Raw genomic sequence first — 25,487 nt, forward strand, 5'->3', positions numbered from 1 at the left:
TGCTTTATCCCAGCCGCTTCGCATCGGTGACAAGCCCGGTTTGAGTGATATAGGCCGTAACCAGTCCGGCAGGCGTAATATCGAAAGCCGGATTCACGGCGGGCGAAGCGGTGACGCCGATTCGCACCGCGACGCCATGATCGTCGGGACCCGTCATGAACCGTATTTCATCGGCGGCGCGCTCCTCGATCGGCACGCTTGCCCCGTCCGGGGTTGCCGGATCATAGGTGCTGGACGGCAGCGCGACATAGAAAGGCACGCCATGCGCCTGCGCCGCCAGCGCCTTCAAATAGGTGCCGATCTTGTTGCAGACATCGCCATTCACCGTCACCCGGTCGGTGCCGACGATGACCATGTCCACCCTGCCCTGCTGCATCAGCAGGCCGCCCGCATTGTCGACGATCAGGCTATGCGGGACGCCATGGCCCGCCAGTTCGAAGGCGGTCAACGCCCCCTGGTTGCGCGGCCGCGTCTCGTCGACCCAGATATGGACGGCGATGCCCTCGTCATGGGCAAGATAGATGGGCGCGGTCGCCGTGCCCCAGTCGACCGTCGCCAGCCATCCGGCATTACAGTGGGTCAGGATGTTGACCGGCTCTCCACCCTTGCGCGCCGAGATCTCCCGGATGAGGGGCAATCCGGCTTCCCCGATCGCCCGGTTGGCGGCGACATCCTCTTCACACAGGCGAGCGGCTTCGGCATAGGCAAGCGCGGCCCGTTCCCCGGTCGGCTGCTTCACGACGGCGGCGCGCACTCTTTCCAGCGCCCAGCGCAGATTGACCGCCGTTGGACGGGCTGAGGCGAGATGCGCGAAAGCGCGTTCGAGCGACGCGACACCGGGATCCTCCCGCAGCGCCAGCGCCAACCCATAGGCCGCGACGGCGCCGATCAGCGGCGCTCCACGGGTGGCCATATCCGCGATGGCGTCATAGGCATCGCCGGGCGTTCGCAGCACCAGCCGCTCCAGCGCCCAGGGCAGGCGCCGCTGATCGAAAATGCCGACGCTCCACCCATCCGGCTCCAGCCAGATGGAACGCGTGGTCTGACCATCCAGCTTCATGCCAGCGCCAGCTCCTGACCGATCGCCTGCGACACGGCGGCAATGCCGGGAAAGGATGGGCGATCCACCAGCAGCGAGCGCGCAATGCGCAGCGCCCGGCGTTCGCAACCGGCGCGCAAGCCTTCATCCGCGATGCTCTCGAAATCGGCCACATGGGCGAGGCCCAGAATCCGGCGGATCATCTCGCAACCGGCAAAACCCAGAGCATCGGTCCAGATGCTGTCAAGCCGATCCCTGATCGCCGCCTCTCGCAAATCGGCATCGGCCTTGGCCAGAGCGTGGAGCGCGCCATGCTCCGCCTGCGGGTCGAGGGCGCGCCAATGCCCGGCGAAGCGCGAGGCGAATCCCGCCCACAATGCCTCCGCCTGATCCAGCAGCCACGGGTCCGGGCGCTCCGCGGGACGCTGGCCGGACTGCGACAGATAGGCCATCCAGAGGTTGGCGAGGATCATGCCCACGTCGAAGCCGATGGGGCCATAAAAGGCGAATTCGGGGTCGATCACCTGCGTATCGCTGGCCGTCACCATCACCGATCCGGTGTGGAGATCGCCATGCAGCAGCGCCTCCGGGGCGGCGAGGAAGCGGGCCTTCATACGCTGCGCGGCGAGGCGAAGCGGCACATCCGCCCGGAAGGCGTCGACCACATCCTCCAGGCCCGGCGTATGACGGTTCATCGGCGCGTCATAATAAGGCTCGTCGAAGATCAGATCCTCGGTGATCCGGCACATGGCGGTGTTGCCCAGATAGGCGGCGATGCGCGCCTTCTTGTCCGCCACCGGCACCGCAAGGTCGGAGGTGAAGAACAGCGTATCGGCCAGAAATTCCGCCAGATGGCCCGCGAGCAACGGATAGCGTTCCCCTTCGATGAGCGCGCCGCGCAGGGTGCGATGCGGGCTGAGCAAGGCCATCACCGTCAGGGCCATGCCATCGTCATGATGGATCAAAGCGGGCACGCGGTCGGGCGCATGGGCGGCCTGATCGGCCAGAGCGAGCCGCTCATAATAGGCTCGCGACAGGGGTAGCGGCCAGCTTTCACCGACCATGCGGACATAGGGCAGCGCCTGCTTGGCGGCGACGCCGCCTTCCGGCCCTGTGACCAGAAAGACGAGATTGAGGTTGCCGTCCCCGACCTCCCGCACCGTCCAGCCGTCCGGCGTTCCGCCAAGGCGCGCGGCGACGGCGGGAATCGTGGCAAGGAACGGACCGACGCTGCGTTCGTCCAAAGCGGCATAGCTCATCAGCGATCCTCCCCCCAATTTATGACGTCGAAGCTGGAAACGGCGGGAAAGGCGTCGTCCGGCGGCGCCCCATCTCGCACCAACAGGGTCACGGCCAGCCCGGCTTCCTGCGCTGCGGCCAGTTCCTCCGGCGTGTCGGAGAGGAACAATATTTCGGCTGGCGGCCAGTCCAGCGCAGCGGCGATGGCGCGATAGGATTGCGTTTCCCGCTTGCCGCCGATCGCAGTGTCGAAATAGCCCGCGAACAGGGGGGTGAGATCGCCATGATCGCTATGCCCGAACAGCAGCTTTTGCGCCGCCACGGAACCGGAAGAATAGACGTAGAGCGGGATGCCCGCATCGTGCCAGCGGCGCAGCGCTTCTGCCGCGTCAGCATGGACATGCCCGGTGAAATGCCCCTGCGCATAGCCGTCCGCCCAGATCAGACCCTGCAATTGCTTGAGCGGACCGATCTTGCGGTCGGCATCATGCCATTGCAGCAGAAGATCGACGCAGGCCTGCGGGTCCAGTCCCGCCCCGGCTTCAGCCCGCACCGCGTCGAGGATCGGCGCGACCTCCTCCGGATGGTCCGCGACGAAGGCCGCCAACCGGGCGCGGGAATAAGGGAAGAGCACATCATGGACGAAGGCGATGCTGGATGTCGTGCCCTCTATGTCCGTGACGATCGCGCCAGGGCGGCTCCCAAGCCTCATGCCGCCCCCTGATAGAGCGGAATGGCGCGCGCGATCTCGTCGCCGGTGAAGCGGGCGACCCAGCCGTCGGGCGTCGTGAACAGGCGGATGGCGGTGAAATGCGGCCGCTCACCCATGTCGAACCAATGCGGCGTGCCCGCGGGCAGGACGATCAGGTCGCCGGCCGTGCAGAGCAGCGCATGAACCACGCCGCCCGAGCGGATGTAGAACAGGCCCGCGCCTTCGACGAAGAAGCGGACCTCATCATCGTCATGAACATGTTCGGCCAGGAATTTGGCGCGCATGGCCTCTCGTTCCGGGTGATCGGGGGTCAGCCTGGCAATGTCGCATGACCGATAGCCGCCCCGTGCCTTCAGCCGCTCGATGTCCCCGGCATAGGCCTGCATGATGTCGTCGTCCGTGGCGTCGGGCGCCAGCGCCACGTTCGCTTCCCAGCGCTCCAACCCTATGCCCGCGGGCTCCAGCAGAGCGGCGATCGCCGCATGATCATCCCATGAACCTCGCGCTTCATGAGGCGGCTTGTCGTCATATTGGGTCAGCGCGGTCATCGGGCCACTCCATTCAGCTTCAGTTCTTCCCAGGCGCAGGCGAGCAGAAATTCGCACCCCTCGACCATCGCCTCCGCCGCCTCCAGCGTCGGACCCCAGGCATAAAGACCATGGCCGCGAATATAGAAAGCAGGGATCGGCGGTTCCTGCCTCTCCAATATCGGCCGGAGCTGGGCAGCCAGTGCCGGCATGTCCTGACTATTGTCCACCAGCGGAAGGGTCACGCTGGTCCGGTGGGTCGTGACGCCCGGAAAAATCTTGAGCAGTTCATAATCGGCCAGCTCTATGCCGTCCCGGCCTTCCAACGCGCGGCTGAGAACCGTCCCGGCGACGGAATGGGTGTGGAGCACCGCCCCCGCGCCCGGATCGACCGCATAGACGAGGCAGTGCAGCAAGGTTTCGGCGGAGGATTTGCCCGGATCGATCGCCGCGCCGTCCGGCGCGACCCGCATGAACTGCGCTTGCGTCAGGCGTCCCTTATGCGCGCCCGACCGGGTGATGAGGATGGCTCCGTCCGCAAGCCGGGCGGAATAATTGCCCGCCGTCGCCGGCGCGAGACCCCGCGCATCCAGCCGGCGGCCGGCTTCCGCGAGCGCTTGCGCTAAAGAAGGCAAATCAGACATGGCGGGGACATATCCAACAATGGAGAAAAGCGCGAGCCATCGCGCCACCAGTCATCCTTGTCGGACGTCCCGGCTGGATAAAGGCGTTCGATGATCCTTTGATGACAAAGGATCGTTGCAATCCTTAGCGGCTGGAATCAAGGGCAGCAATCAGTGTTGCGACATATCGTTCCGCCGGTTGCCATAGAGATTTATCCAAATCGCTCGCCGCCTCCGAATGATCATGGCCACCCCTCCATGCAATCGGCGAACGGCGGCATGTCGGATGGCAGAATATCAAACTCACGATCCACATCCCAAAAAGCGGATATAAGGAGTAATTTGTTGCGGATGAGCAACATAAGGGAAAAAAAGGGTCTGAATTTATACATTATAAGCCAAGGACGATTGCCACGGTGATGTAGACGGACAACACTCCACCGGGTCTGTTTTGTGGGGTGTTATTATGCGCAACAAGAATAGTCTTAAATACGGCGTAGTCATGTCGGTCCTGATCTGGACGACACCAGTTCTGGCCCAGGCCGCTCCCCAGGGGGATGAGGGCGTTTCCATCATCGTTACCGGTTCCCGCATCCGCCAGAATCCGTTGAATCAGGACAAGCCGGTCGTGACCGTCGATCAGGAAGCGATCGGGCGGACGGGGCTGTCCTCGATCGCCGATGTTCTTCAGCGTATTCCCAGCGCGGCCGGCGGTTTGAATACCAAGGTCAACAATGCCGGCAATATCGGCGGCCCGCCCGACGGCACCGGCGTCAGTTCCGGTTCGGCGGAAGTCGATCTGCGCTATCTGGGCGCCAAGCGGACGCTGATCCTGGTCGACGGCATGCGTTATGTGAATGGTTCCGCGGCAGGCGGCATTCCCGCTTCGGTAGACCTCAACACCATTCCGGCCAACATGATCGAACGGGTGGAAGTGCTTCAGTCCGGCGCATCGCCGCTTTATGGTACTGATGCCATTGCCGGGGTCGTCAACATCATCACCAAACAGTCCCAGAAGGGGCTGGATTTCTCGGCACAATTCGGCACCTTTCGTCAGGGTGATGGCCACACCTGGGATATCAACGCCAGCTACGGCATCCAGACCGATCGCACCTCGCTGGTTTTCGGCGCCAATTATGTGAAGCAGGACGGGGTCCGAACCGCCGACCGCTCCATCTCGCAATGGCCGACGCCGGGCGCCACGAGCTGCGCGGCCGGCGGCTGTTCCAGCGCCACGCCCAATGGCCGTTACGATGTTTTGGGGCAAAGCCTGACGCTGAATGCACCAGTGATCGGCCGCAATCCGACACTGGCGGATTATCGCAACTACAGTTCCAGCACGGACTCCTTCAATTTCGCGCCCTATAATTACCTTCTGACTCCCTCCGAACGCTATGGCGCCTTCGTGAACTTCAAGGGAGAACTGAACGACAGCGTCAACCTGCGCACGCGGTTCGTCTATCAACATCGCGGTTCCACGACCCAGGCCGCGTTCCTGCCGCTGTTCATCGGGCCGGATGCGGGTAACGGCAATCTGCTCGACACCATTTCGGTCGATGTCACCAACCCCTACAACCCCTTCGGCGTCACGCTGTCGTCGGGCGCCGACGGGTCTCAGCCCAATTATTCCACCATCCGGCGGCGGTTCGTGGAAGGCGGGCAGCGCACCTTCACACAGGATGTCGATACGCTGACCATGGCCGCGACGCTGGATGGTTCCTTCGATGTCGGCGAACATAAATGGTATTGGGACGTCAACGGCGTCTACGGCATCAACGACGCGCATCAGGTCTTTACCGGCAATCTCAACGCCGCCAGGCTGCGGCAAGCACTCGGCCCCGTATCGGCCTGCACCGCACCCTGCGTGCCCTTCAACATATTCGGCGGCGCCGGGTCGATCACCCAGGCCATGTTGGATTATGTGACCTTCGACGAGCGGGACAAGAGCGACCAGCGGCTGTGGGACTTCACGGCGAACCTGTCGGGTGAATTGTTCGACCTGCCGGCGGGCGCGGTCGGTTTCGCCATCGGTTATGAACATCGGGACCAGAAGGCATCCTATAGTCCCGATCCGATCATCGTCACGGGACTGGGCGCGGACGTACCAACCAGCCCGGCGCGGGGTGGTTTCAACGTTGACGAAGTCTATGGCGAGATACGGATACCGATATTGGCGGATACGCCCTTCTTCCAGAAACTGGACCTGAACGGCGCGGTGCGCCATTCCAACTATTCCAGCTTCGGCGGCAACACGACGATGACTGTATCGGGCCTGTGGAAACCCACACGTGACCTGCTGCTGCGCGGTGGCTATGCGGAGAGCTTGCGCGCGCCGAGCATCGGTGAGCTTTATGCGGGCCTGTCGCGGACCGACGCCACGATCGACGATCCGTGCACCAGCGCGCCGGGTGGCTCCTTCCAGACCAACGCGACCGTCCGCGCCAACTGCATCGCCAATGGCGTGCCGGCAAGCGGCAGCTATGCCGAACCGAATGGCGGACAGTTGGGTGTCTTCTCGCAAGGGTCGACCGCCCTGAAGCCGGAAACGGCCAAGACCTGGACGGCGGGCGGCGTTTACAGCCCGGCCTGGGCACGGAACAGCGGCTTTGCCAGCACGCTTAGCCTGGAAGTCAACTATTACAAGATCCGGCTGAAGAATGCGATCGACTCGGTTCCCGCCTCGCTGACGCTGCACCGCTGCGCCTTCGACGCCGATCCGGTGAGCTGCGCCGCGATCACCCGCACCGCCAACGGCAATGTCGCCGGGATCAGCGGGCGGTTGCTCAACCTGAACGCGATCCGGACGGACGGGCTGGACGCGTCGCTCATCTATCGCTCGCCGGCCATTTCCGACGGCACGATCGGGCTCACCGTCAATGCCGCCTATCTGATAAAATATGATGTTCTGCCGCCGTCGGACCTCAACGCCCCGGTGCAGAAATTCGCCGGCACGGAACGCGGCAGCACGGATCAGGCCTATCCCCGTTTCAAACTGAATGCGACGCTCGACTGGTCGACGGACGGCTATGGCGCCTCCTTCACCGGACGCTATATCAGCAAGGTGGATGAGCGGGACGGTGTGCACAGCATGGGCAGCACCTTCTATAGCGACATCCAACTCTATTTCTCGCCAGGCTGGATGGACCATCGCGCGCGGCTGACGCTTGGCGTCAACAACGTCTTCGACAAGGATCCGCCTGCCTGCTTCACTTGCGACAGTGCCAATTTCGATCCGACCACCTATGATGTGCCGGGGCAGTTCGGCTATCTGCGCCTATCCTACAAGATGTAAGATATGGTCGGAGGGCGCGACAACAGCGCGCCCTCCGACGATTATTTGTGCTAAGAGCGCTTCCGTAAGAACGCCTGGCTAGACTGGCTCCCAACATCCCGTATTCACCGGCGCGGCCGAAACGAGGGCGGCGGTCAACGCGTACGCCATGACGTCAAACACGGAAACTCTTCCAAAATATCGTTTCTCGGATGGACGTCAGACCGCCACCATTCGCGCCGATTTGGTGGCTAGCGCCCGGAGTAGGGGACGCTCAGCGCCGCCGCCGCATCAATCGATCGGACGTGCCGCACAGACCCAACAGCAACGGTGCGAGATTGGCGATAATCATGCCGCGAAAGCGCGGCTTTCCCCTGCGCGCCGCCGACGGTGAATCACCATGAAACTGCGGTGACGAGCACTGATACAAATCCCGGTATTTCGTAAGTTACCATTGTTCAGTGAGCTGAGGCAAACCGGAATCTTCAATGAAAACGTCGTATCTATCGACGATAACAAGAATTACCCATTTTATTATGACATTGATAGGTAGGCTTTCGAGCCAAATTTATTCATATAAGGACTTATATCAATATTATCCATATCGATTCCTCTCCCGATTTATCTCTGTGATTTATCGGAAAATCCGATGAGGCGTAGCCGCCTGCCGAATACCAATTGAGTCCCGCTGGGATAGGTGGAAGGCATGAAGAGCGCATTGGAGGCGGATTTTCACAGTTCTTCGCAGAGCGCGGCAGGCACCTCATATCCCCATTCGGCATATTTACGGGCGATGACCGCAGCCATGAGCGCGAGTTCGGGCGAGCGATCGCCTGGTCGATGGCTCATGATGATAGGCGAGGTGGCAGGTTCCACCAGATCGCGGAAGGCGACATCGTGGCTGCGCGCCCGATGGACCGATTCCGGCACGATCGCCATGCCTTCTTCCGCGGCGACCAGGCCGATGGCGATTTGCAGCTCTCGGGCCTCATGGACGATGCGCGGTTCGATGGCATGGTCGCGGAACAGGGAAATGACCTGATCCGCATAGCTGGGGCGGGGTGCGCGTGGATAAATGATCTGCGGTTCGTCCGCGAGGTTGCGCAGCGAGATCGGGCCATCGCCATGGGCAAGCGGATGGCCCACGGGGAAGGCAGCGACCAGCTTCTCGTTGCGCAGGATGATGCGGCGCACTGCGGGATCCTCGAAGCGGATACGGCCGAAGCCGACATCGATGCGTCCATCCTTCAACGCGGCGATCTGCTCCAATGTGGTGCTTTCGAGCATGACCAGCTCCACATTCTCTGCGGCCTTGCGGAACTCGCGGATCAGTTCGGGCAGGCGCGCATAGATGGTCGAGGCGACGAAGCCGATCACCAGCCGCCGCCGTCGGCTGGTCGCCGCCGACTTCACCATGGTCTCGACATCCTCCATCCGGGCCAGCAACTGCAAGGCCTGCGCATGCAGCAACCGGCCTACATCGGTGAGCCGTAGCGGCCGGCTCGCCCTGTCGAGCAGCGGCGCGCCGACATGCGCTTCCAACTGCTGGATCGCGCGCGACAGCGGCGGCTGGGCGATATGCAGCCGCTCCGCGGCGCGGTTGAAATTCCCTTCGTCGGCCACGGCCACGAAATAGCGCAGAAGGCGCAGATCCATCATGAACTATACCTCCAAAGTATGGTTCCTTGACCGCATTGATCTTTGAACGATCCTTTGTCGAGGAATATCTATCCCATGAAACCTACGCATTTGGGAGAGTCGCCGCAATGGCTGCATTGAGCCAAGCTGATACCTTCATCGTCGATGTGCCGACGATCAGGCCGCATGTGCTGGCGATGGCCACCATGCACGCCCAGTCGATGGTGATCGTCCGCCTGACGGACGCGGACGGAGTGGAAGGCCTGGGCGAAGGAACGACGATCGGCGGCCTCAGCTATGGCGAGGAAAGCCCCGAAAGCATCAGGTCTGCGATCGACACCTATATCATCCCCGTGCTGAAGACGTGCGATCTTGCGCAAATCGGCGCGACCATGGCGAAGGTGGCCAGGTGCGTGCGCGGCAATCATTTTGCCAAATGCGCCATTGAGACCGCGTTGCTCGACATGGCGGGCAAGCGCCTGGGCATCGCGGTTTCCGAACTGATCGGCGGCGGCCGCGTTCGCGACAGCCTGCCCGTGGCCTGGACGCTGGCGAGCGGCGATACCGCCCGCGACATCGCGGAGGGCGAGGAGATGCTCGATCGCCGCCGTCACCGGATCTTCAAGCTGAAGATCGGCAAACATGAGGTCCGCGACGACGTCGCCCATGTGGGCGCCATCTGCAAGGCGCTGGGCGGCCGCGCCAGCGTGCGCGTCGACGTCAATCAGAACTGGTCGGAGGATCAGGCCAAGATCGGCATGGCGATGCTCCATGATGTCGGCTGCGACTTGGTCGAGCAGCCGGTTGCGGGCGATGCGGTGGGCGCCATGGCGCGCTTGTCCAAGGCCCAGGCCGTGCCGCTGATGGCCGATGAGGCGCTGCATGGCCCGCGCAGCGCGCTGCGCCTTGCCTCGGCCCATGCGGCGAGCGTCTTTGCGCTGAAGATTGCGCAGTCCGGCGGTCTCTTCGCAGCCGCGCAGGTTGCCGCCATCGGTGCGGCGGCAGGCATCGGTCTCTATGGCGGCACGATGCTGGAGGGCGGGGTCGGCACGATCGCATCGGCGCATGTCTTCGCGACCCTGCCGGATCTCGCCTGGGGCACGGAACTGTTCGGCCCGCTGCTCCAGACCGAGAACATAATGAGCGAGCCGCTTGGCTATGGCGACTTCTCGCTCGCGGTGCCGGCCGGGCCGGGCCTTGGCATCGCCTTTGACGAGGACAAGCTCGCCTTCTTCCGGCGTGACCGTGAAGCGGCGCGTCTCCACCCCGTCAGTGCAGGAGCCTGAGACCCATGCTGTTCATGGTCGAAATGGACGTCAACATCCCGCGGGACTTCGACCCGCAGGAAGCCGCACGGATCAAAGCCGAGGAAAAGGCCTGTTTCCAGAAACTCCAGGCCGCCGGCACCTGGCGCCATATCTGGCGCAAGGTCGGCCTTTATTCGAACGTCTCGATCTTTGACGTCGAAAGCAACGCCGCCCTGCACGACACGCTCATGGCTCTGCCGCTCTACCCCTTCATGACCATGAAGGTGACGCCGCTGTGCCGCCACCCCTCATCGATCCATGACGACGATCGCTGATCGTCGAACCACGAATAGGAGAGCATGAAATGGACATCAGCTTCGTACATACCCCGGAAATCCAGCAGTTGCTCGACCGCGCCGCCGGCATGGGGGAAAGCGGCGGCAACCCCCGCCTCAAGGCGATCGTGCGCGACCTCACGCAAAGCGTGATGGAACTGATCGTCGAGCATGATATTTCCGAAAGCGAATTCTGGCTGGCGATGAAATATCTGGCGGACAGTTCGGCGGAGATCGGCCTGATCGTGCCGGGAACGGGCATCGAACATTTCCTGGACCTTTATATGGACGCCAAGGACGCCGACGCTGGCCTTGGCGGCGGAACGCCCCGCACCATCGAGGGACCGCTCTATGTCGCCGGCGCGCCGCTGGTGGAGGGCAACGTCAATCTGAGCGTCGACGCTGACGAGGGCACCCAGACGCTCTCTATGAGCGGCGCCGTCAGCGGCCCCGACGGCGAGCCGGTCCAGGATGCAATCGTTCATGTCTGGCATGCCAATTCGAAGGGCTGGTATTCGCATTTCGACCCGACCGGCGAGCAGACCCCGTTCAACAACCGCCGCCGCATCAAGCTGGGCAAGGACGGCCGCTACGCCTTCCATTCGAAGCAGCCGAGCGGCTATTCGGTGCCGTCGGGCGGCGCGACCGACCAGTTGATGCAGGCGCTTGGCCGCCATGGCAACCGCCCGGCGCATGTCCATTTCTTCATCGAGGCGCCCGGCTATCGCACGCTGACGACGCAGATCAATTTTGGTGATGATCCCTTCGCTGCTGACGATTTCGCTTTCGGCACCCGCGAGGGTCTGCTTCCGGTGCCCAGCCGTCAGGGCGATACGGCCACTATCGCCTTCGACTTCCAGCTTCAGCGCGCCGTCAGCGAAGGTGACGAGGGCTTTTCCTCCCGCACCCGCGCCGAGGCGCTGGCCGAACCGGCAGTCGAGGTCGCCTGACCTTTGAGGAACACGAGAGACAGGATCATGCATGAACATCTGATGCAGCGTGTCGCGACCGCCGTGGTCGACGACCCCGAAACCGGGCTGTTCCGCTGCCGCCGGGATGTCTTCACCGACCCCGAACTGTTCGATCTGGAGATGAAATATATCTTCGAGAGCAACTGGGTCTATCTCGCTCATGAAAGCCAGGTCTCCAGCAAGAACGACTATTTGACGACCTGGATCGGGCATACTCCGGTGATCCTGAACCGCGCCAAGGACGGCGGCCTCAATTGCGTGGTCAATGCCTGCGCCCATCGCGGCGCCAAGCTCTGCCGCCGCAAGCGAGGCAATCAGCCGCTGTTCGTCTGCCCCTTCCACGGCTGGAGTTTCAAGACCGACGGCAAGCTGCTGCGCGCCAAGGACGCCAGCAGCGGCGCCTATCCCGACAGCTTCGATCATGACGGGTCGCACGACCTGACCCGCGTGCGCGTGGAAAGCTATCGCGGCTTCATCTTCGGTTCGCTGAGCCATGATGTCCTGCCGCTGGAGGAACATCTGGGCGAGGCGAAGATCATCATCGACCAGATGGTGGACCAGGCACCCGAAGGGCTGGAGGTGCTGACCGGCAATTCCACCTACACCTTCCACGGCAATTGGAAGATGCAGATGGAGAATGGCTGCGACGGCTATCATGTCAGTTCCGTCCACGAAAATTACCAGTCGACCATGGGACGCCGCGCTGAGGGCGGGACGAAGGCGGTCGACGCCAATGGCTGGTCGAAGGCGCCCTCGAGCGGCGTCTATGGCTTCGAACATGGCCATATCCTGCTCTGGACGCAGGTGCTGAACCCAGAAGTCCGTCCGGTCTGGAGCCGCAAGGACCAGCTTGTAGATCGGCTGGGCGAGGACAAGGCGCGGTTCATCCTCGAACAGACCCGCAATCTGGCGCTCTATCCGAATATGTTCCTGATGGACCAGTTCTCGACCCAGATCCGCGTGGTGCGGCCAATCGACGTCCACACCACCGAAGTGACCATCTACTGCTACGCGCCCATGGGTGAGAGCGCCGAAGATCGCGCCCATCGCATCCGCCAATATGAAGATTTCTTCAACGTCACCGGCATGGGCACGCCCGATGATCTGGAGGAATTCAGCAGTTGCCAGTCGGCCTATGAGGGCGCAGGCGCGCTCTGGAACGACCTCAGCCGTGGCGCGACCCGCTGGATCGCTGGGCCGGACGCCAATGCGAAGGCGATGGGCATGAACCCGCTGCTGTCGAGCGAGCGTAGCGAGGATGAAGGCCTGTTCGTGCGCCAGCATGAATATTGGGCCAGGATCATGCTCGACGGCATGGCCAGGGATGCCGGTGCCGCACCCATGATGGAGGCAGCGGAATGACCCTCATTCTCGACAAGGAGCGCGTGGCGCTTTCCTATCATAACATTTGTGCCTTTCTCTATCGCGAGGCGCGGCTGCTCGACGACCGCTTATGGGACGAATGGCTGCAATGCTATTGCGAAAAGGTCGAATATTGGATGCCGGCCTGGACGGACGACGATGCGCTGACCACCGATCCGCATAACGAGATATCGCTGATCTATTATGCGAACCGTAAGGGGCTGGAAGACCGCGTCTATCGCCTGAAGACCGAACGGTCATCGGCCAGCACGCCGGAGGCGCGCACGTCCCACTTCATCGCCAATGTCGAAGTGATCGAGACACGCGCCGATGCGATCGACCTGCGCTACAACTGGCACACGATGAGCCACCGCTACCAGCAAACGGCGCAGTTCTTCGGCACCGCGTTCGTGACGCTCGACACAACCGGCGAGACGCCGAAGATCCTGAAGAAGACAATCATCCTCAAGGACGATTATATTCATCAGGTCATCGACATCTACCATCTCTGAGGCGCGGGCGATGATCTTCCAGGGACGTTTCGCAGACAAAGTCATGGTCGTGACCGGCGCGGCGCAGGGCATTGGCGCCGGGGTCGCCACCCGCGCGGCGGCCGAAGGCGCCAGCCTTGTCCTCGTCGACCGGGCGGACTTAGTGACAGAAGTCCAGCAGGCGATCATGGCAACGGGCGGCAAGGCCGTGTCCGTGCAATGCGACCTTGAAACCTATGAGGGCGCGGCGCAGGCCGTGGCGGCGGCGATAGAGTCGTTCGGGCGCATCGACATCCTGATCAACAATGTCGGCGGCGCGATCCGCATGCGGCCCTATGCCGCGTTCGAGCCAGCGCAGATCGACGCGGAAATCCGCCGGTCGCTGATGCCGACGCTTTACTGCTGCCATGCCGTGCTGCCGATAATGCAGGATCAGGGCGCGGGTACGATCGTCAATGTCTCGTCCAACGCCACGCGCGGCATAAGACGCGTGCCCTATTCGGCGGCGAAAGGCGGGATCAATGGCCTGACACAAGCGCTGGCGATGGAATATGCGGAAAGCGGCATCCGCGTCGTCGCCACGGCGCCCGGCGGAACCCAGGCTCCGGCCCGCCGCGTGCCGCGCAATGCGGAAGGCGACAATGAACAGGAACGGGCGTGGATGGCGGAGGCGGTCGAGCAGGTCACATCCTGTGCCTTCATGAAGCGCTACGGCACGCTGGAAGAGCAGATCGCGCCGATCCTCTTCCTTGCTTCGGACGAGGCCAGTTATGTGACTGGATCGATCCTGCCCGTCGCCGGAGGCGACATAGGTTAAAGAGTCGCCGAAGGCGATATCGGCTGAAGGAGCCAGGAAATGCGCAAGATATACGACAGCCCTCGGGTCGCACTGGAAGGCCTGTTGTTCGACGGCATGACGATCATGTCGGGCGGGTTCGGGCTCTCGGGCAATCCCGAGAGCCTGATCCCCGAAATCCGGGCCTCGGGCGTGAAGAACCTGACCGTCATCTCCAACAATGCGGGGGCGGACGGCTTTGGCCTGTGGATGCTGCTGGAAAGCCGTCAGGTGCGCAAGATGATCTGAGACGGGAATATAGTGAGACGGGAATATAGGAAGTGCCAAAACTGATCGTCATCAACCGCTCGGGCGACGAAACGAGCATCGATGCCCGCGAGGGCGTGTCCGTGATGGAAGCCATTCGCGACAATGGCTTCGATGAACTGCTGGCTCTATGCGGCGGCTGCTGTTCCTGCGCCACCTGCCATATATTCGTGGATGAGGTCTGGAGCGGCGCGGTCGGCGCGGCCAGCGGCGACGAGGACGATCTGCTCGACTCCTCCGATCACCGCATGGCGCGATCACGCCTGTCATGCCAGATCATGATGACCGCCGCGCTGGATGGCCTGCGCGTCGCTATCGCGCCGGAGGACTGAGCATGGCCTTCACCCAGCGCCCCGGCGCCCGCCTCTACTGGAAAGTCGACGGACGCGACGATGCTCCTGCGCTCATCCTGCTCAATTCGATCGGGACCGACATGGACCTCTGGGACGCGCTGCTGCCCCATCTGCGGAGCCGCTTCGCCTTGTTGCGGATCGACATGCGTGGCCATGGCGCATCCACCGCCGATCCGGGCGATTATTCGCTGGCGATGCTGGCAAACGATGTGCTGGCGGTTGCCGATGCCGCCGGCCTTGATCGTTTCTCGCTTGCGGGCGTGTCTCTGGGCGGCATGGTCGGGATGGAACTCGCCCTGGGGGCGCCCGGCCGGATCGAGAAGCTGCTGCCCATCTGCACCTCGGCGACGATGGACGGCGCATCCTGGAACGACCGCATCGCCAAGGTGAGGGGCGAGGGCATGGCCGCCATCGCCGACCTTGCCATGGGGCGTTTCCTGTCCGATGCCGCCGAACCAGCCGTTTTCGAGGCCGTGCGCCGCCAACTCATCGCCATGGACCCGCAAGGCTATGCCGGATGCGGCGCGGCGATCCGCGACATGGATTTGGCCGATCGGATCGCGGGAATTGCCTGCCCCACGCGCGTCGTCACCGGCGCCCGCGATACATCGACGCCGTTCGCTGGCCATGGCGAACATCTGGTCGCACGCATCCCCGGCGCGACACATATATTGCTGGAGGCCGCGCACCTCGCGCCGCTGGAAGCGCCTGAGGCGCTGGCGGGGGTGATTCTCTCTTTCCTGGAAAGCTGACACATCGGCATGTCCGGCGAGGAGCGGGCGCCCCGCTTCCAGAACATTCTGCTACCGCTGGACGATGCCTTGGGCGGAAAATTGCCGTCGCCTGCCTCGACCGGCTCCGGGAAATGGCGGCTGAAACCAGAGCTTCACCCGACAATGGATAAACCCTCTCCTTTTTACTATCTTAATGGTAGATATAGGCGGCCTTGGGTTTTCATCCGGAAGCAAAATGAACATTACATTCGAACATGCACCGTCCGACAAAGGCATCGAATTCCCCCGGCAGATCGACCTCGTCGTCGAGGGGCTGCTCCAGGCGCGGCTGGACTGGCGCGCCGGGCATGCGCGCCACGCCGAACAGGGCGTCTATTTTCCTTCACGCCAGGCGCTTCAACGCATCTCCCGCGAGTTGGCGATCGCCCTTTTCCCGCTGCGTTTCGGCCCGCCGGAACTGACCGCCCAGAATGAGAATAATTATGTGGCGGCCGCTCTGGAATCCACGCTGTCGCAGCTCGCCGCGCAGATCAGGCTGGAACGCGGCTATCACGAACCCGACAGCGATCAGCAGGCCATTGCGATCGATGTCGATCGGACGATCGGCATATTCGCCGCCTGGCTGCCGACCATCCGCCGCCTGCTCGATACCGATGTGGAGGCGGGCTACGCCGCCGATCCCGCTGCGCGCAGCGTGGATGAAGTGCTGCTCGCCTATCCGTCGCTGACCGCCGTGATCCATCATCGCATCGCCCATCTTCTCTACACATTGGGCGCGCCGCTTGTGGCCCGGGTCATCGCGGAGATTGCGCATGAACGCACGGGGATCGACATCCATCCCGGCGCGACCATTGGCCGCAGCTTCTTCATCGATCATGGAACGGGCGTCGTGATCGGGGAAACGACGATCATCGGGGACCGGGTGCGGCTCTATCAGGGCGTCACGCTTGGCGGCGATCCGGATGTCGAGGGCCGTCACGATATTTTGCGGCATCCCATCATCGAAGACGATGTCGTCATCCATGCCAATACCAGCGTCATCGGGCGGGTGAAGATCGGCGCGGGCTCCCGCATCGGCGGCAATCTCTGGCTCCGGCAGGATGTCCCACCAGGAAGCATCGTCGAAGCGCCCGCCCCGACGATCCGTCAAATTCGATAGGCGCAAAAAAGAGACGAGGCCAGCCTGCGCACCATATCGCCGGCTTTCGATCGTCAGCAGGAAAGTTGGTCCACGACCGGACAGCCATAATGGGAGGACGAAGCATGGAAAGCATTAACCGGCGCGGACTCATCACGGCCATGGCGGGCGCGTTATGGCCGACATCCCTTTGGGCCCGGGCGGACGAAGGGCACATCACCCTGCCCTTCGCCAATGGCGAGCGTCTCCTTGTCCGCTATCCGCAAAAGCGTCCGCTCATCCGTCTCACCACCCGGCCACCACAGCTCGAGACGCCTTTGGCGCTGTTCAACGAAGGGCCGATCACGCCCAATGACGCCTTTTTCGTGCGCTATCATCTTTCGGACCTGCCGCTCGCCATCGATGCGCGGCAGTTCCGGCTTGCGATCGGGGGGCATGTCGACAGGCCGCTCTCCCTCTCGCTCACGGAATTGAAGCGCGACTTCCCGGTCCAGGAAATCGTCGCGGTCAACCAATGTTCCGGCAATGGGCGCGGCTTTTTCGAACCGCGGGTCGGCGGTGGCCAGCTTGGCAATGGCGCAATGGGCAATGCCCGCTGGCGCGGCGTTCCGCTGCGCGCTCTGCTCGATCGAGCAGGCGTTCGGGCGGGCGCCCGGCAAGTGACCTTCAACGGCCTCGACAATCCCCAAGCTGAGGGCGTTCCCGATTTCATCAAGGCGCTGGATATCGACCATGCCCGCGACGGCGAGGTGATGGTCGCCTGGGCGATGAACGGTGCCGACCTGCCCTTTCTCAACGGCTATCCGCTGCGATTGGTCGTGCCGGGGCATTACGGCACCTATTGGGTCAAGCATCTGAATGAGATCAACGTCGTCGATGCGGCTTATGACGGCTATTGGATGAAGACGGCCTATCGTATTCCCGACAATGACTGTGCTTGCGTGACGCCCGGCGGCAAGCCCGACAAGACCCGTCCGATCGGCCGCCTCAACATCCGCTCCTTTCTCACCAGCCATGCGCCCAACGCGCAGATCGCCGCGGGAAGACCGATGTTGCTGTCGGGCATCGCCTTCGACGGCGGGACAGGGATTGCACGCGTCGACATATCGTCCGATGGCGGCCAAAGCTGGCAGCAGGCGGCACTGGGCGAGGATCTGGGCCGTTACAGCTTCCGCCCCTGGCAATTGTCGCAAAGCCTGCCACCCGGCCGCCACCGCATTCTGGTCCGCGCCACCAGCCGGTCGGGAGAGGTCCAGCCGTTGGAGCCCCGCTGGCAACCCGCCGGCTATATGCGCAACGTCGTCGAAGCCGTGGAGATCGTCGCCCTATGAAAGCGCTGCTCCCCATCGCCCTGCTCTTTGCCACCGGCGCAGCCGCAGCGGGCTATCGACTGCCTGACGAGCGGCCGATCGCCCTGCTGCCCGGTCCCGATGTGGAATTGGCGGCAACGACTTGCTCCGCCTGTCACTCGCTGGACTATGTAACCAGCCAGCCTCGCGGCAAGGGCGCGCAGTTCTGGAACGACAGCGTAACCAAGATGGTCAAGGTCTATGGCGCGCCGATCGAACCCGCTGATGCGGCACGCATCGCCGCCTATCTTGCTGCCACCTATGGTCAGAAGGACACCGCCGCCCCGTCCCGTTCCAATCCTTGAGGATGAAGCCTCATCGGTTTTGCGTGTACGCAAAGTCTGCCCACCTCGCTCGGTATAACGGCGGTCGGCACCTTAGCCCTGCTATCGGCGCAGCCTAGGCCACCATCGGAGCAGCGCGTACCGCGACGATGGTTTCACGCAGCCGGGCCAGCAACTCGTCCAGATCGGCATCCTCCGATATGCTGAGGTCGATCGTCAGGGCGCCGCTGCGGCCGGGCTTGGCGCGACCGATGCGCGCGCCGCCCGCGATGATCGCAATGTCGCGGGTTTCCTCCGGCGCTTGGGGCATGGCGGCTTCGCGCAGCCGCGCCAGCACCGTGGCAGGCGGGATCATGCGATCGCCTTCGCGGGCGAGCGCCTGCTGTTGCTCCCCGATCAGTTGCGCTTCGGCAATCATCCGCCCGCGCTGGTCGTGGCGGCGCAACAGCGGGGTCAGCAGTTCCGAATAGCGCACCCGCAATTCGTCCTTGGTGGCGAAGGCATTGACCACCTCCTCGGGCAATTGCGCCAAAGCGAGCAAGCGGCTCAACTGGCTGTTCGACAGATTCAGCGCCTCGGCCATGCGCGATTGCACCCCGCCATAGAAGCGGTCGACCGCATGCTGATAACTGCGCGCCCGGTCCAGTTCGCTGATGTCCGCCCGCTCGCGATTTTCGATATCGGCCAGGCGGAAGGCTTCCTCGTCGGACAGGTCGACGACCAAAGCCGCCAGTCGCAATTCCGGCCGCCCATTATGGTTGAGCCAGTCCACCGCGAAACGGCGGCGGCTGCCGACCAGAAGCTGATAGGGCCGGTCCGAACCCGGCGGATTGAGGCGCACCAGAACGGGAATGCGGTTCCCGCCCTCGCTGGCGATGGAATCGATCAGCGAGCGACAACTATCGGCGGTCAGGCCCGGCTGGTCACGCGGATTGCCGTCCCAGACCGAACATTCGTCCGGCTGGACCGAAATCGCCCCCCGCGATCCCGCGCCCTTGTCCGCAAAATGCGCCAGTCGTTCGTCGAGACGGCTCAGTTGCTCCTCATCGGCGGGGGCTTTGGCGGCGGGCTCATGGGCGAGGGTCGCCAATATGTCGCGGATAAAGCGGGCCATGGATCACTCCCTTTTTTGCGTAGCATGGGTGCGCAATAGCCGGATAAGCGCGGTTGTGACGGAAAACCCGGTTCGTTTTGGAGCAATCCGTTGCCCTCCCTAGAAGCGGCGGCCCACTGTCAGCGTCGCGGCATGGACGTGGCGGTCGGAGCTGAACTCGCCCGCATAACCCAGCCGGACGGACGTGCGGCTGTTCCAGGTTGCGCTGATCCCGGCATTGACCAGGCCCGCATCGCGCGCCAGCCGCGTGGGGCGTAGCGTGAAGATCGGCAAGTCACGAGTGGCGAAGCGGGCCTCGATCCGACTGTCGGGCCGGCTGCGCAATTCGCGCTGCCATTGCGCCTCAACCGAGGGGCGCAGCGTCCAGCCGCCCTTCGCCACATTGACGGAAGCGCGCGCGCCTAACGCGCCGCGCAGCGATTTGGTGCGGAACGCGGCCACCTCAAGCGCGGCGCCGGCGCCATTTTCCTTAAAGCCGCTCACATCGGCATAGCGGTAATGCAGACCGGCAAAGGGCTGTATCCGGACCGCCCCTGCGCGAACCATGGCGCCCGCTTCGCCCGAAGCAGCCCAGCCGTCGCCATCGACCGGCGCCACCATCCGGCCGGTAAAGCCCGGCCAGCCGATCTGGCGCCGCAACTTATATTCGGACAGCGTATAGGATGCCGTCGCATCGGCGTAGAAACGGCCGTTGCTATAGCTGACATAGGGACCGATCATGCTGTTGAACTGGCTGATGCGCGGGCGCTGCGCCGGATCGAGTTGGGCATCGATGCCGTCAATGCCCAGCGACGCGCCGATGATCAGGCCGCGCACCGGCTTCACGTCGATGGCGAAGCGCAGCGACCGGCTGTCGGACTCCACCTCCGGCCGGTCGATGCGGCCTTTATATGTCGCCTGCTTGACGCCGCCGGTCAGCATCATGGTGATGGTGCGATCGCCGCTCACCGGAACGCTGGCGGGCGCGTCGATGGCGATGCTGCGTCGCTCGGCAAGCCAGGAGCGGATCTCGCGGTCGGCGGCGTCCATCGACTGGATCGACAGGCGGGGCAGCAGGGAATAGCTGCGCGGCGAAAGCTGACCCAGCGCATCGGCCCGCGCCGTCGCCGTCGGCAGGGCATCGATCGACGCCAGCATGGCAGCACGGTCGCTGGTGGCCGCGCCAGGCATCGCATCCAGCATCGCGCCGACCGCTGCCTCACCGGGCGTTGCGGCATAGGGCGCATAGGGACCGGCAATGGCGGGCTGAGTAGCGAGCAACAGCAGTGCGACAACGCTCTGGATCAAACGACGGATCGGAAAAAGACGGTTCGACAAGATGGAATTCCCCTTTGGCGAAAATTTTTGCGTGTGCGCAAAAGCCTCCCGGCCTGGCGCTTGAGGGTTTGAGGAGGCAGTGCGCCCACTGCCTCCTCGCCCCCGCCCTTCCCCCGGGGGCTAATGGGGGAGAGCATCGTCGGCGCGCAGTCCGCCATGCATGAGGACCATGCCGGACCGCGCACCAGCGTCAGTTGCCTCCAAGCAGTCCGCCGAGCAGGCCGGTCACAGGAGCGGTCGTCTGGCCCGATCCGGTCGCCGGGGTGAGAGCGTCGTTCAACAGGCCCGTGACGGGGGCAAGGGCATCGCCGGTCCCCTGTCCCGCGCCCAGCAGGCCGTCAACCACGCCCGTTACCGGCGCGAGCGGCCCCCCGCTCTCTCCTCCGGGCAGCGTTGGGGCCAGGCTGTTGACGGTGTCGAGCAGCGGCGCGGCGACGCTGTCGACCGTGCTGGTGACGGTCGCGACCACGGGAGCTACTGCGCCAGTAACCTGGTTGACGGTCGTTCCAGCTTGCGGTCCCAAAATGCCGCCTGCGAGATTGCCGACCGGCTGCAATCCAGCCTCGACCCCGGCAGCCGTCGTCGGCACGGCCACATCGACCAGATTGCCCTGCGACAGGATACCGACCGTTGCCAATTGTCCGGCCACCGCCCCGCCTTCGGATGGCAGCAGATTGACCCCGACCAGCGTATCGGCAGTGGGGGCGCCGGTCAGCGCATTGCCGCCGACATTCGCGCCGACGAGCGGCCCGCCCGGCGCGGCGGAGGGATCCCCGCCGACGCCGCCCAGCACGCCCGTCAGGCCGCCGACCGCATTTTCGACCAACCCTGTCACAGGGGCGAGAACGCCATTGTCACCAACCAGCGGATCAGTGGCGGGCGACAGCGCCCCGTTGACTGTCCCAAGCAGCGGCGTGGCGAGCTGGCCAACGGCGGAGGTGACAGCCGCCACCGTCGGTGAAAGACCGTCGGTGAGTTGCGTCACAGCCCCTCCGGCCGCGGCGCCGAGCAGGGTTCCGGCAAGAGTGCCTACGGGCGCCAAACCCTGCTGCACGCTTTGGGGGGTGGTCGGCAGAGCGACCTGCGCAACCGTGCCATCCCCCGTCAGCAGATCGACCATCGCCACGCTGCCCGTCGCGGGCGTTTCACCCGGCAGCACATTGACGCCGATCAGCGAGCCAGTGCCGGTGGGACCAACGACAGGCAGATTGCCTACGGACGCTCCAATGATCGATCCGCTGGCCGTGGGGCCGACCGGGCTGGTCGGACCAGTGGGACCGGCAGGGCCCGTCGGGCTGGAGGGACCAGTCGGACCGCCGGGACCAGAAGGACCGGCAGGCCCGGTTGGACCGCTGGGGCCAGTGGGGCCACTCGGGCCGGAGGGGTTGGTCGGGCCGGTGGGTCCGCTGGGGCCGGACGGGGACTGGCCCCCACCCCCCGCTCCTATGTCAAACCCCACTCCATCGGCACAGGCACTGAGCAAAAGAAGAGGTATCGCCGTGGCGCACAACAAATAGTGCCTTCCCGATCGGACCGATCCATAACGTGGCATTGCAAGACTCCCTGTTTTTCTGCGAGCAGATCGCAACAGGGGCAAGTTAAGCCGGACAGTCCTTATCGCCTCGTCAAGAAGAAACCGGTCTGGTTGGAATATATTCCGGGTTCCAAATCCGTTCCATCAGAGCGCGCAACAAGACATCACCATATGCGCAAAGCCGGTTACAGCATAAGGAACTTCACGACGACATCTCATTTTTGGCCTTCGCAAAGGCTCCACATTCGCAAAATGAGCCGTTGGACAAGCAAGTCGACCCTCATCTATTTTCTTCCGGAACGGTTCATTCTCATTCGATTTCGTCGAGGTGGATGTAATCGCTATTGTGGAAGCACCTATCGCCAGTCTTGGACCCGCCGCGGGCATAGACGTCGCGCTGCGACTATGCCGCAATCGAACATCGGCCGGTCTCTCAATAGAGCGCCGCTTAGCCGGATATGCTCAAGAAGACCGCATAGGCGCATCGGGCCGTGCGCGAGCATTCCGGTCGCCGCATTCAGCCGGCAACCGGGTTGGTCTATCGAAATGACAGGGGAGAGAGTGATCAGGCCGTCAGCGGCAGCTCATCGCCATCTTGGCCCTTCGACCCAGCTCACCAGGCTGCGCCGCACGCCTTTGGTCACGGGCAGGACGCGATGCTGGAGGAAGGAGGGGAAGATCAACATGCTGCCCCGCGGCGCGAAATTCACGCCTGGCTGCTGAAGACCGAAAAATTCGAAGGCTCCACCCTCATAGTCCTCCGGATCGGACAATTGCACCACCACCGACAGCTTGCGGTCGAAGGGACGGGAGGATTCCAGCCAGACATCCTGATGCCAGTCATATTTGCCCTGCGCCCGGCCATGATATTCGGTATATTGCAGGTCATACGGCCCTGCGATATCGATCCCGAAATTGGTGCGGTTGGACGAATGAATGAACTGCATCAGGCGGTCGACGATATCCTTGTCGCGGTGAACATCCAGCCAGCTTATGGTGGAGGACCGATAGGCATGGTCGCTACGCGCGCCCTGCGCGAAGCCAACAGTCGCGCTTTCCGGCGTATAAAGCGCCGCTCGCTTGACGATCGCGTCGCATTCCGCTCCGGTCAGCGCTGACGGCCAAACCTCCCACACATTGTTCATCGTCTTACTTCCTGCGCATGTGTTTTTGCGTATTCGCAAAAAGGCGGATCAAAACGCCCGCCCTACCCCGAAGAAAAAACGTGCCTTGCGGCTATAGGCCGGATCGGGGCGCTTCACCGGCACGGCCACCTCCGCGCTGACGCGCCATTTCGGCCCGAGGCCCAGCCGTACCCCACCCCCGGCCGATGCGAGACTATAGTCCTGCGCCGCGAGACGATAGACGGGCCGCGCCGTGCTGCGCGCCAGCGCGCCGTCGACGGCAATGAACAGCGCGCTCGCCTTCAGCAACGGCGATCGGGCGGGCAGCGACCATGTGAGTTCCGCGCTGCCCGCGACCGCCTGTTCCGCCGTCAGCGTTCCGGTGCGGAAGGCCATGCCCGCGCCCCGGCCGCCAAGCGGGAAGCGTTCCGTTACTGGCAGATCGTCTTTCGAATATTGTCCTTTGATCGAAGTCCTGAGGCTGAGTTTCCGGCTGATCCCCTTCACTGCGATGGCCTGAACATTGATCTTGGTGAAGCCTGTTTCGGAAAAGCCGGCAAAGGGTCTGGCGCCCAGCGCATTCAGCCCTTGGCTGACCACCGCCGAAAGCGCATAACCGCTCGTCGCATCGGCGTGGGACCAGGATGCGCCCAGACGCAACGCCCTCGATCGGTAATCGCCAAAGCGGATGTCGAGAAAATAATTGTCGCTGTCGATGCCGTCGACTGACGCCGTGACCGATAGATTGGACTTGGCCGACCGCAAGATGGGATAGCTTAACGTCAGCCCGGCCAGTGTCGCTTCGCCCTTCGTCCTGCTGTTGCGTGATCGGGTCTGCACATGGGCGGCCTGCGCGCTCAACGTCAGGCCATTGCTGCCGATCGGCGTGCTGTGGCTGAGCGAATAATATTGATAACGGTCGGGATAGAAGGGCAGATAACCGGACATTCGTGTGCTGTCGCCTTCCCGCGCCATGCCGTTGACCGTGACGGACATCTGCGCCTGCACGCCATCCACGACATTGCTGACGCCGCTATTGTCGATCGTCAGCCCGACCTGCACTTGCTTGCGCTTGACGATCAGGTCGATCAGAAGGTCGCCCGACGCGCCCGACTGCCGAAGCCGGGCATCGACTGTCTGCCCCGGAATGTCGCGCAGCAGAGACAGCGTCCGTTCCAGCCTGCTCTTGCGCAGCGGCGCATCGCGCATCAGACGGCGCATATGCGCGGCGATCAGGCCGGCCGGCATGCTGGGCGACATGCCCGCCAGCCGATAATCCCTCACCTGACCCTCCACTAGCCGGATGGTCAGGACGCCGCCGATGGGCACCTGCGGGGGGATGGAGACGGAATAGAAGGCAATGTCGCTCTTTGCGTAAACGGCACTGATCGCATTGGCGATCGCCTGCAACGTCTCGCCGCTCAGGGGCTGGCCAATATAGGATGCCGTGACGGCATCCAGCCGCGCGGAGGGCAGCGTCGTCCCGCTATAATGGAGCCGGGTCAGCACGGCGAAGCTGGCGGACGCCCCTGCAGGCGCGCCCTCGATCGACGGCGCCGGACGGGGTGCAGCGGCAGGCGGGGGCGCGATTTGCGGCTCCAGCCGATCCGTGCGGTCACGCTCGATGATCGGCGCCGTGCCCGTTTGCCCCGGCCCATCCTGCGCCAGCGCCGGGGCCGCCAGCATCAGGCCCAGGCCAATCGCAATCCCCCGCGCAGCGCGCTTGCGCAGCGTCATCCCCGCCATGATCTGCTGCCACATCGTCCCATGCCACCTTGGACGCCAAAGCGGCCGCCCTGAAGGAAGGATGGGAGAAAATGGCGCGGCCTTCACCTGCAACCGGGACCGGATCGGTGATATTCGCAAGCTTTCGTAAAAGACGAAAACGGGCATTTGCCGGTCACCGGGCAACCGGACGGCGGCAGGCCGTCGCGACAATTGCGCCCATTTTGGCGAAACCGGAGCAACACCCCCCGGCCGGGG

Annotated in this window: 23 protein-coding genes and 1 pseudogene; 13 read left to right on the forward strand and 11 right to left on the reverse strand. The window is 63.5% G+C overall.

All coding sequences use genetic code 11. The features are described 5' to 3' along the window. Window positions 1-4: 4 nt before the first annotated feature. From mtnA to VVT58_RS18305, 5 genes are read right to left on the reverse strand one after another with little or no spacing between them, the layout of a single operon-like run. A complete protein-coding gene (mtnA, locus tag VVT58_RS18285; protein WP_327752363.1) occupies window positions 5-1,060 on the reverse strand; it encodes an S-methyl-5-thioribose-1-phosphate isomerase in 1,056 nt (351 codons plus the stop codon). Next, window positions 1,057-2,298 (reverse strand): S-methyl-5-thioribose kinase, encoded by a 1,242-nt coding sequence (mtnK, locus tag VVT58_RS18290; protein ID WP_327752364.1) that lies wholly within the window; start codon window positions 2,296-2,298, stop codon window positions 1,057-1,059. Before mtnK ends, mtnA begins: the two co-directional genes overlap by 4 nt. Beyond that, a complete protein-coding gene (gene mtnC / locus VVT58_RS18295) occupies window positions 2,298-2,990 on the reverse strand; it encodes an acireductone synthase (RefSeq protein WP_327752365.1) in 693 nt (230 codons plus the stop codon). The genes mtnK and mtnC overlap by 1 nt, the downstream gene beginning before the upstream one ends. After that, a complete protein-coding gene (locus tag VVT58_RS18300; RefSeq protein WP_327752366.1) occupies window positions 2,987-3,538 on the reverse strand; it encodes a cupin in 552 nt (183 codons plus the stop codon). Before VVT58_RS18300 ends, mtnC begins: the two co-directional genes overlap by 4 nt. Continuing rightward, a complete protein-coding gene (locus tag VVT58_RS18305) occupies window positions 3,535-4,161 on the reverse strand; it encodes a methylthioribulose 1-phosphate dehydratase (RefSeq protein ID WP_327752367.1) in 627 nt (208 codons plus the stop codon). Before VVT58_RS18305 ends, VVT58_RS18300 begins: the two co-directional genes overlap by 4 nt. A gap of 445 nt (window positions 4,162-4,606) precedes the next feature. Between VVT58_RS18305 and VVT58_RS18310 the strand changes: the two genes are divergently transcribed. Continuing rightward, window positions 4,607-7,432 carry a TonB-dependent receptor domain-containing protein gene (locus VVT58_RS18310; protein ID WP_327752368.1) on the forward strand — a complete coding sequence of 942 codons (2,826 nt, stop codon included), beginning with the start codon at window positions 4,607-4,609 and terminating at the stop codon, window positions 7,430-7,432. A 711-nt stretch (window positions 7,433-8,143) separates the two neighbouring features. Here VVT58_RS18310 and VVT58_RS18315 read toward each other — a convergent pair. Beyond that, the gene (locus tag VVT58_RS18315; protein WP_327752413.1) at window positions 8,144-9,067 is read right to left on the reverse strand and encodes a LysR family transcriptional regulator; all 924 of its coding nucleotides are present in this window, start codon (window positions 9,065-9,067) and stop codon (window positions 8,144-8,146) included. A gap of 110 nt (window positions 9,068-9,177) precedes the next feature. Between VVT58_RS18315 and VVT58_RS18320 the strand changes: the two genes are divergently transcribed. From VVT58_RS18320 to VVT58_RS18375, 12 genes and pseudogenes are all read left to right on the forward strand, one after another. Further along, complete coding sequence (locus tag VVT58_RS18320; protein ID WP_327752369.1) at window positions 9,178-10,335, forward strand: muconate/chloromuconate family cycloisomerase; 1,158 nt, start codon at window positions 9,178-9,180, stop codon at window positions 10,333-10,335. Between the two features lie 5 nt (window positions 10,336-10,340). Continuing rightward, window positions 10,341-10,631: a muconolactone Delta-isomerase gene (gene catC / locus VVT58_RS18325; RefSeq protein WP_327752370.1), complete on the forward strand. Its 291-nt coding sequence runs from the start codon at window positions 10,341-10,343 to the stop codon at window positions 10,629-10,631. A 29-nt stretch (window positions 10,632-10,660) separates the two neighbouring features. Beyond that, on the forward strand, window positions 10,661-11,581 hold the full coding sequence (locus tag VVT58_RS18330) for a dioxygenase (protein ID WP_327752371.1): 921 nt from the start codon (window positions 10,661-10,663) through the stop codon (window positions 11,579-11,581). A gap of 27 nt (window positions 11,582-11,608) precedes the next feature. Then, window positions 11,609-12,964, forward strand: coding sequence for a Rieske 2Fe-2S domain-containing protein (locus tag VVT58_RS18335; RefSeq protein WP_327752373.1), 1,356 nt, complete (start codon window positions 11,609-11,611; stop codon window positions 12,962-12,964). Next, window positions 12,961-13,476 (forward strand): benzoate 1,2-dioxygenase small subunit, encoded by a 516-nt coding sequence (benB, locus tag VVT58_RS18340; RefSeq protein ID WP_327752374.1) that lies wholly within the window; start codon window positions 12,961-12,963, stop codon window positions 13,474-13,476. The genes VVT58_RS18335 and benB overlap by 4 nt, the downstream gene beginning before the upstream one ends. Before the next feature lie 10 nt (window positions 13,477-13,486). Beyond that, the gene (gene benD / locus VVT58_RS18345; protein ID WP_327752375.1) at window positions 13,487-14,272 is read left to right on the forward strand and encodes a benzoate diol dehydrogenase BenD; all 786 of its coding nucleotides are present in this window, start codon (window positions 13,487-13,489) and stop codon (window positions 14,270-14,272) included. A gap of 39 nt (window positions 14,273-14,311) precedes the next feature. Beyond that, window positions 14,312-14,536: pseudogene (locus VVT58_RS18350) on the forward strand (CoA-transferase); the annotation flags it as partial. A gap of 35 nt (window positions 14,537-14,571) precedes the next feature. Further along, entirely contained in the window at window positions 14,572-14,889 is a 318-nt protein-coding gene (locus tag VVT58_RS18355) for a 2Fe-2S iron-sulfur cluster-binding protein (protein WP_066562138.1), read from the forward strand. A 2-nt stretch (window positions 14,890-14,891) separates the two neighbouring features. Beyond that, complete coding sequence (gene pcaD, locus VVT58_RS18360; RefSeq protein WP_066562136.1) at window positions 14,892-15,662, forward strand: 3-oxoadipate enol-lactonase; 771 nt, start codon at window positions 14,892-14,894, stop codon at window positions 15,660-15,662. Window positions 15,663-15,879: 217 nt separating this feature from the next. Continuing rightward, on the forward strand, window positions 15,880-16,803 hold the full coding sequence (gene epsC, locus VVT58_RS18365; protein ID WP_327752376.1) for a serine O-acetyltransferase EpsC: 924 nt from the start codon (window positions 15,880-15,882) through the stop codon (window positions 16,801-16,803). Between the two features lie 104 nt (window positions 16,804-16,907). Further along, the gene (locus tag VVT58_RS18370) at window positions 16,908-18,113 is read left to right on the forward strand and encodes a molybdopterin-dependent oxidoreductase (protein WP_350339857.1); all 1,206 of its coding nucleotides are present in this window, start codon (window positions 16,908-16,910) and stop codon (window positions 18,111-18,113) included. Then, entirely contained in the window at window positions 18,110-18,436 is a 327-nt protein-coding gene (locus VVT58_RS18375) for a cytochrome C (RefSeq protein WP_066562126.1), read from the forward strand. Before VVT58_RS18370 ends, VVT58_RS18375 begins: the two co-directional genes overlap by 4 nt. Before the next feature lie 94 nt (window positions 18,437-18,530). Here VVT58_RS18375 and VVT58_RS18380 read toward each other — a convergent pair whose 3' ends face one another. The 5 genes from VVT58_RS18380 to VVT58_RS18400 form a co-directional block, all read right to left on the reverse strand. Beyond that, on the reverse strand, window positions 18,531-19,529 hold the full coding sequence (locus VVT58_RS18380) for a ParB/RepB/Spo0J family partition protein (RefSeq protein ID WP_066562124.1): 999 nt from the start codon (window positions 19,527-19,529) through the stop codon (window positions 18,531-18,533). A gap of 99 nt (window positions 19,530-19,628) precedes the next feature. After that, a complete protein-coding gene (locus tag VVT58_RS18385) occupies window positions 19,629-20,846 on the reverse strand; it encodes an autotransporter outer membrane beta-barrel domain-containing protein (RefSeq protein WP_327752377.1) in 1,218 nt (405 codons plus the stop codon). 190 nt (window positions 20,847-21,036) lie between these two features. Next, window positions 21,037-22,305: a hypothetical protein gene (locus VVT58_RS18390; RefSeq protein WP_327752378.1), complete on the reverse strand. Its 1,269-nt coding sequence runs from the start codon at window positions 22,303-22,305 to the stop codon at window positions 21,037-21,039. Window positions 22,306-22,964: 659 nt separating this feature from the next. Continuing rightward, window positions 22,965-23,525, reverse strand: coding sequence for a 2OG-Fe(II) oxygenase (locus VVT58_RS18395; RefSeq protein WP_327752379.1), 561 nt, complete (start codon window positions 23,523-23,525; stop codon window positions 22,965-22,967). A gap of 48 nt (window positions 23,526-23,573) precedes the next feature. Beyond that, window positions 23,574-25,241 (reverse strand): ShlB/FhaC/HecB family hemolysin secretion/activation protein, encoded by a 1,668-nt coding sequence (locus tag VVT58_RS18400; RefSeq protein WP_405053755.1) that lies wholly within the window; start codon window positions 25,239-25,241, stop codon window positions 23,574-23,576. Between the last annotated feature and the right edge of the window lie 246 nt (window positions 25,242-25,487).

The sequence above is a fragment of the Sphingobium sp. SJ10-10 genome (assembly GCF_036038995.2).
GTDB lineage: Bacteria > Pseudomonadota > Alphaproteobacteria > Sphingomonadales > Sphingomonadaceae > Sphingobium.

Coding starts and splice junctions, on each gene's coding strand:
- mtnA (WP_327752363.1), bottom strand. CDS start 1,060: ATGAAGCTGGATGGTCAGACCACGCGTTCCATCTGGCTGGAGCCGGAT.
- mtnK (WP_327752364.1), bottom strand. CDS start 2,298: ATGAGCTATGCCGCTTTGGACGAACGCAGCGTCGGTCCGTTCCTTGCC.
- mtnC (WP_327752365.1), bottom strand. CDS start 2,990: ATGAGGCTTGGGAGCCGCCCTGGCGCGATCGTCACGGACATAGAGGGC.
- VVT58_RS18300 (WP_327752366.1), bottom strand. CDS start 3,538: ATGACCGCGCTGACCCAATATGACGACAAGCCGCCTCATGAAGCGCGA.
- VVT58_RS18305 (WP_327752367.1), bottom strand. CDS start 4,161: ATGTCTGATTTGCCTTCTTTAGCGCAAGCGCTCGCGGAAGCCGGCCGC.
- VVT58_RS18310 (WP_327752368.1), top strand. CDS start 4,607: ATGCGCAACAAGAATAGTCTTAAATACGGCGTAGTCATGTCGGTCCTG.
- VVT58_RS18315 (WP_327752413.1), bottom strand. CDS start 9,067: ATGGATCTGCGCCTTCTGCGCTATTTCGTGGCCGTGGCCGACGAAGGG.
- VVT58_RS18320 (WP_327752369.1), top strand. CDS start 9,178: ATGGCTGCATTGAGCCAAGCTGATACCTTCATCGTCGATGTGCCGACG.
- catC (WP_327752370.1), top strand. CDS start 10,341: ATGCTGTTCATGGTCGAAATGGACGTCAACATCCCGCGGGACTTCGAC.
- VVT58_RS18330 (WP_327752371.1), top strand. CDS start 10,661: ATGGACATCAGCTTCGTACATACCCCGGAAATCCAGCAGTTGCTCGAC.
- VVT58_RS18335 (WP_327752373.1), top strand. CDS start 11,609: ATGCATGAACATCTGATGCAGCGTGTCGCGACCGCCGTGGTCGACGAC.
- benB (WP_327752374.1), top strand. CDS start 12,961: ATGACCCTCATTCTCGACAAGGAGCGCGTGGCGCTTTCCTATCATAAC.
- benD (WP_327752375.1), top strand. CDS start 13,487: ATGATCTTCCAGGGACGTTTCGCAGACAAAGTCATGGTCGTGACCGGC.
- pcaD (WP_066562136.1), top strand. CDS start 14,892: ATGGCCTTCACCCAGCGCCCCGGCGCCCGCCTCTACTGGAAAGTCGAC.
- epsC (WP_327752376.1), top strand. CDS start 15,880: ATGAACATTACATTCGAACATGCACCGTCCGACAAAGGCATCGAATTC.
- VVT58_RS18370 (WP_350339857.1), top strand. CDS start 16,908: ATGGAAAGCATTAACCGGCGCGGACTCATCACGGCCATGGCGGGCGCG.
- VVT58_RS18375 (WP_066562126.1), top strand. CDS start 18,110: ATGAAAGCGCTGCTCCCCATCGCCCTGCTCTTTGCCACCGGCGCAGCC.
- VVT58_RS18380 (WP_066562124.1), bottom strand. CDS start 19,529: ATGGCCCGCTTTATCCGCGACATATTGGCGACCCTCGCCCATGAGCCC.
- VVT58_RS18395 (WP_327752379.1), bottom strand. CDS start 23,525: ATGAACAATGTGTGGGAGGTTTGGCCGTCAGCGCTGACCGGAGCGGAA.
- VVT58_RS18400 (WP_405053755.1), bottom strand. CDS start 25,241: ATGACGCTGCGCAAGCGCGCTGCGCGGGGGATTGCGATTGGCCTGGGC.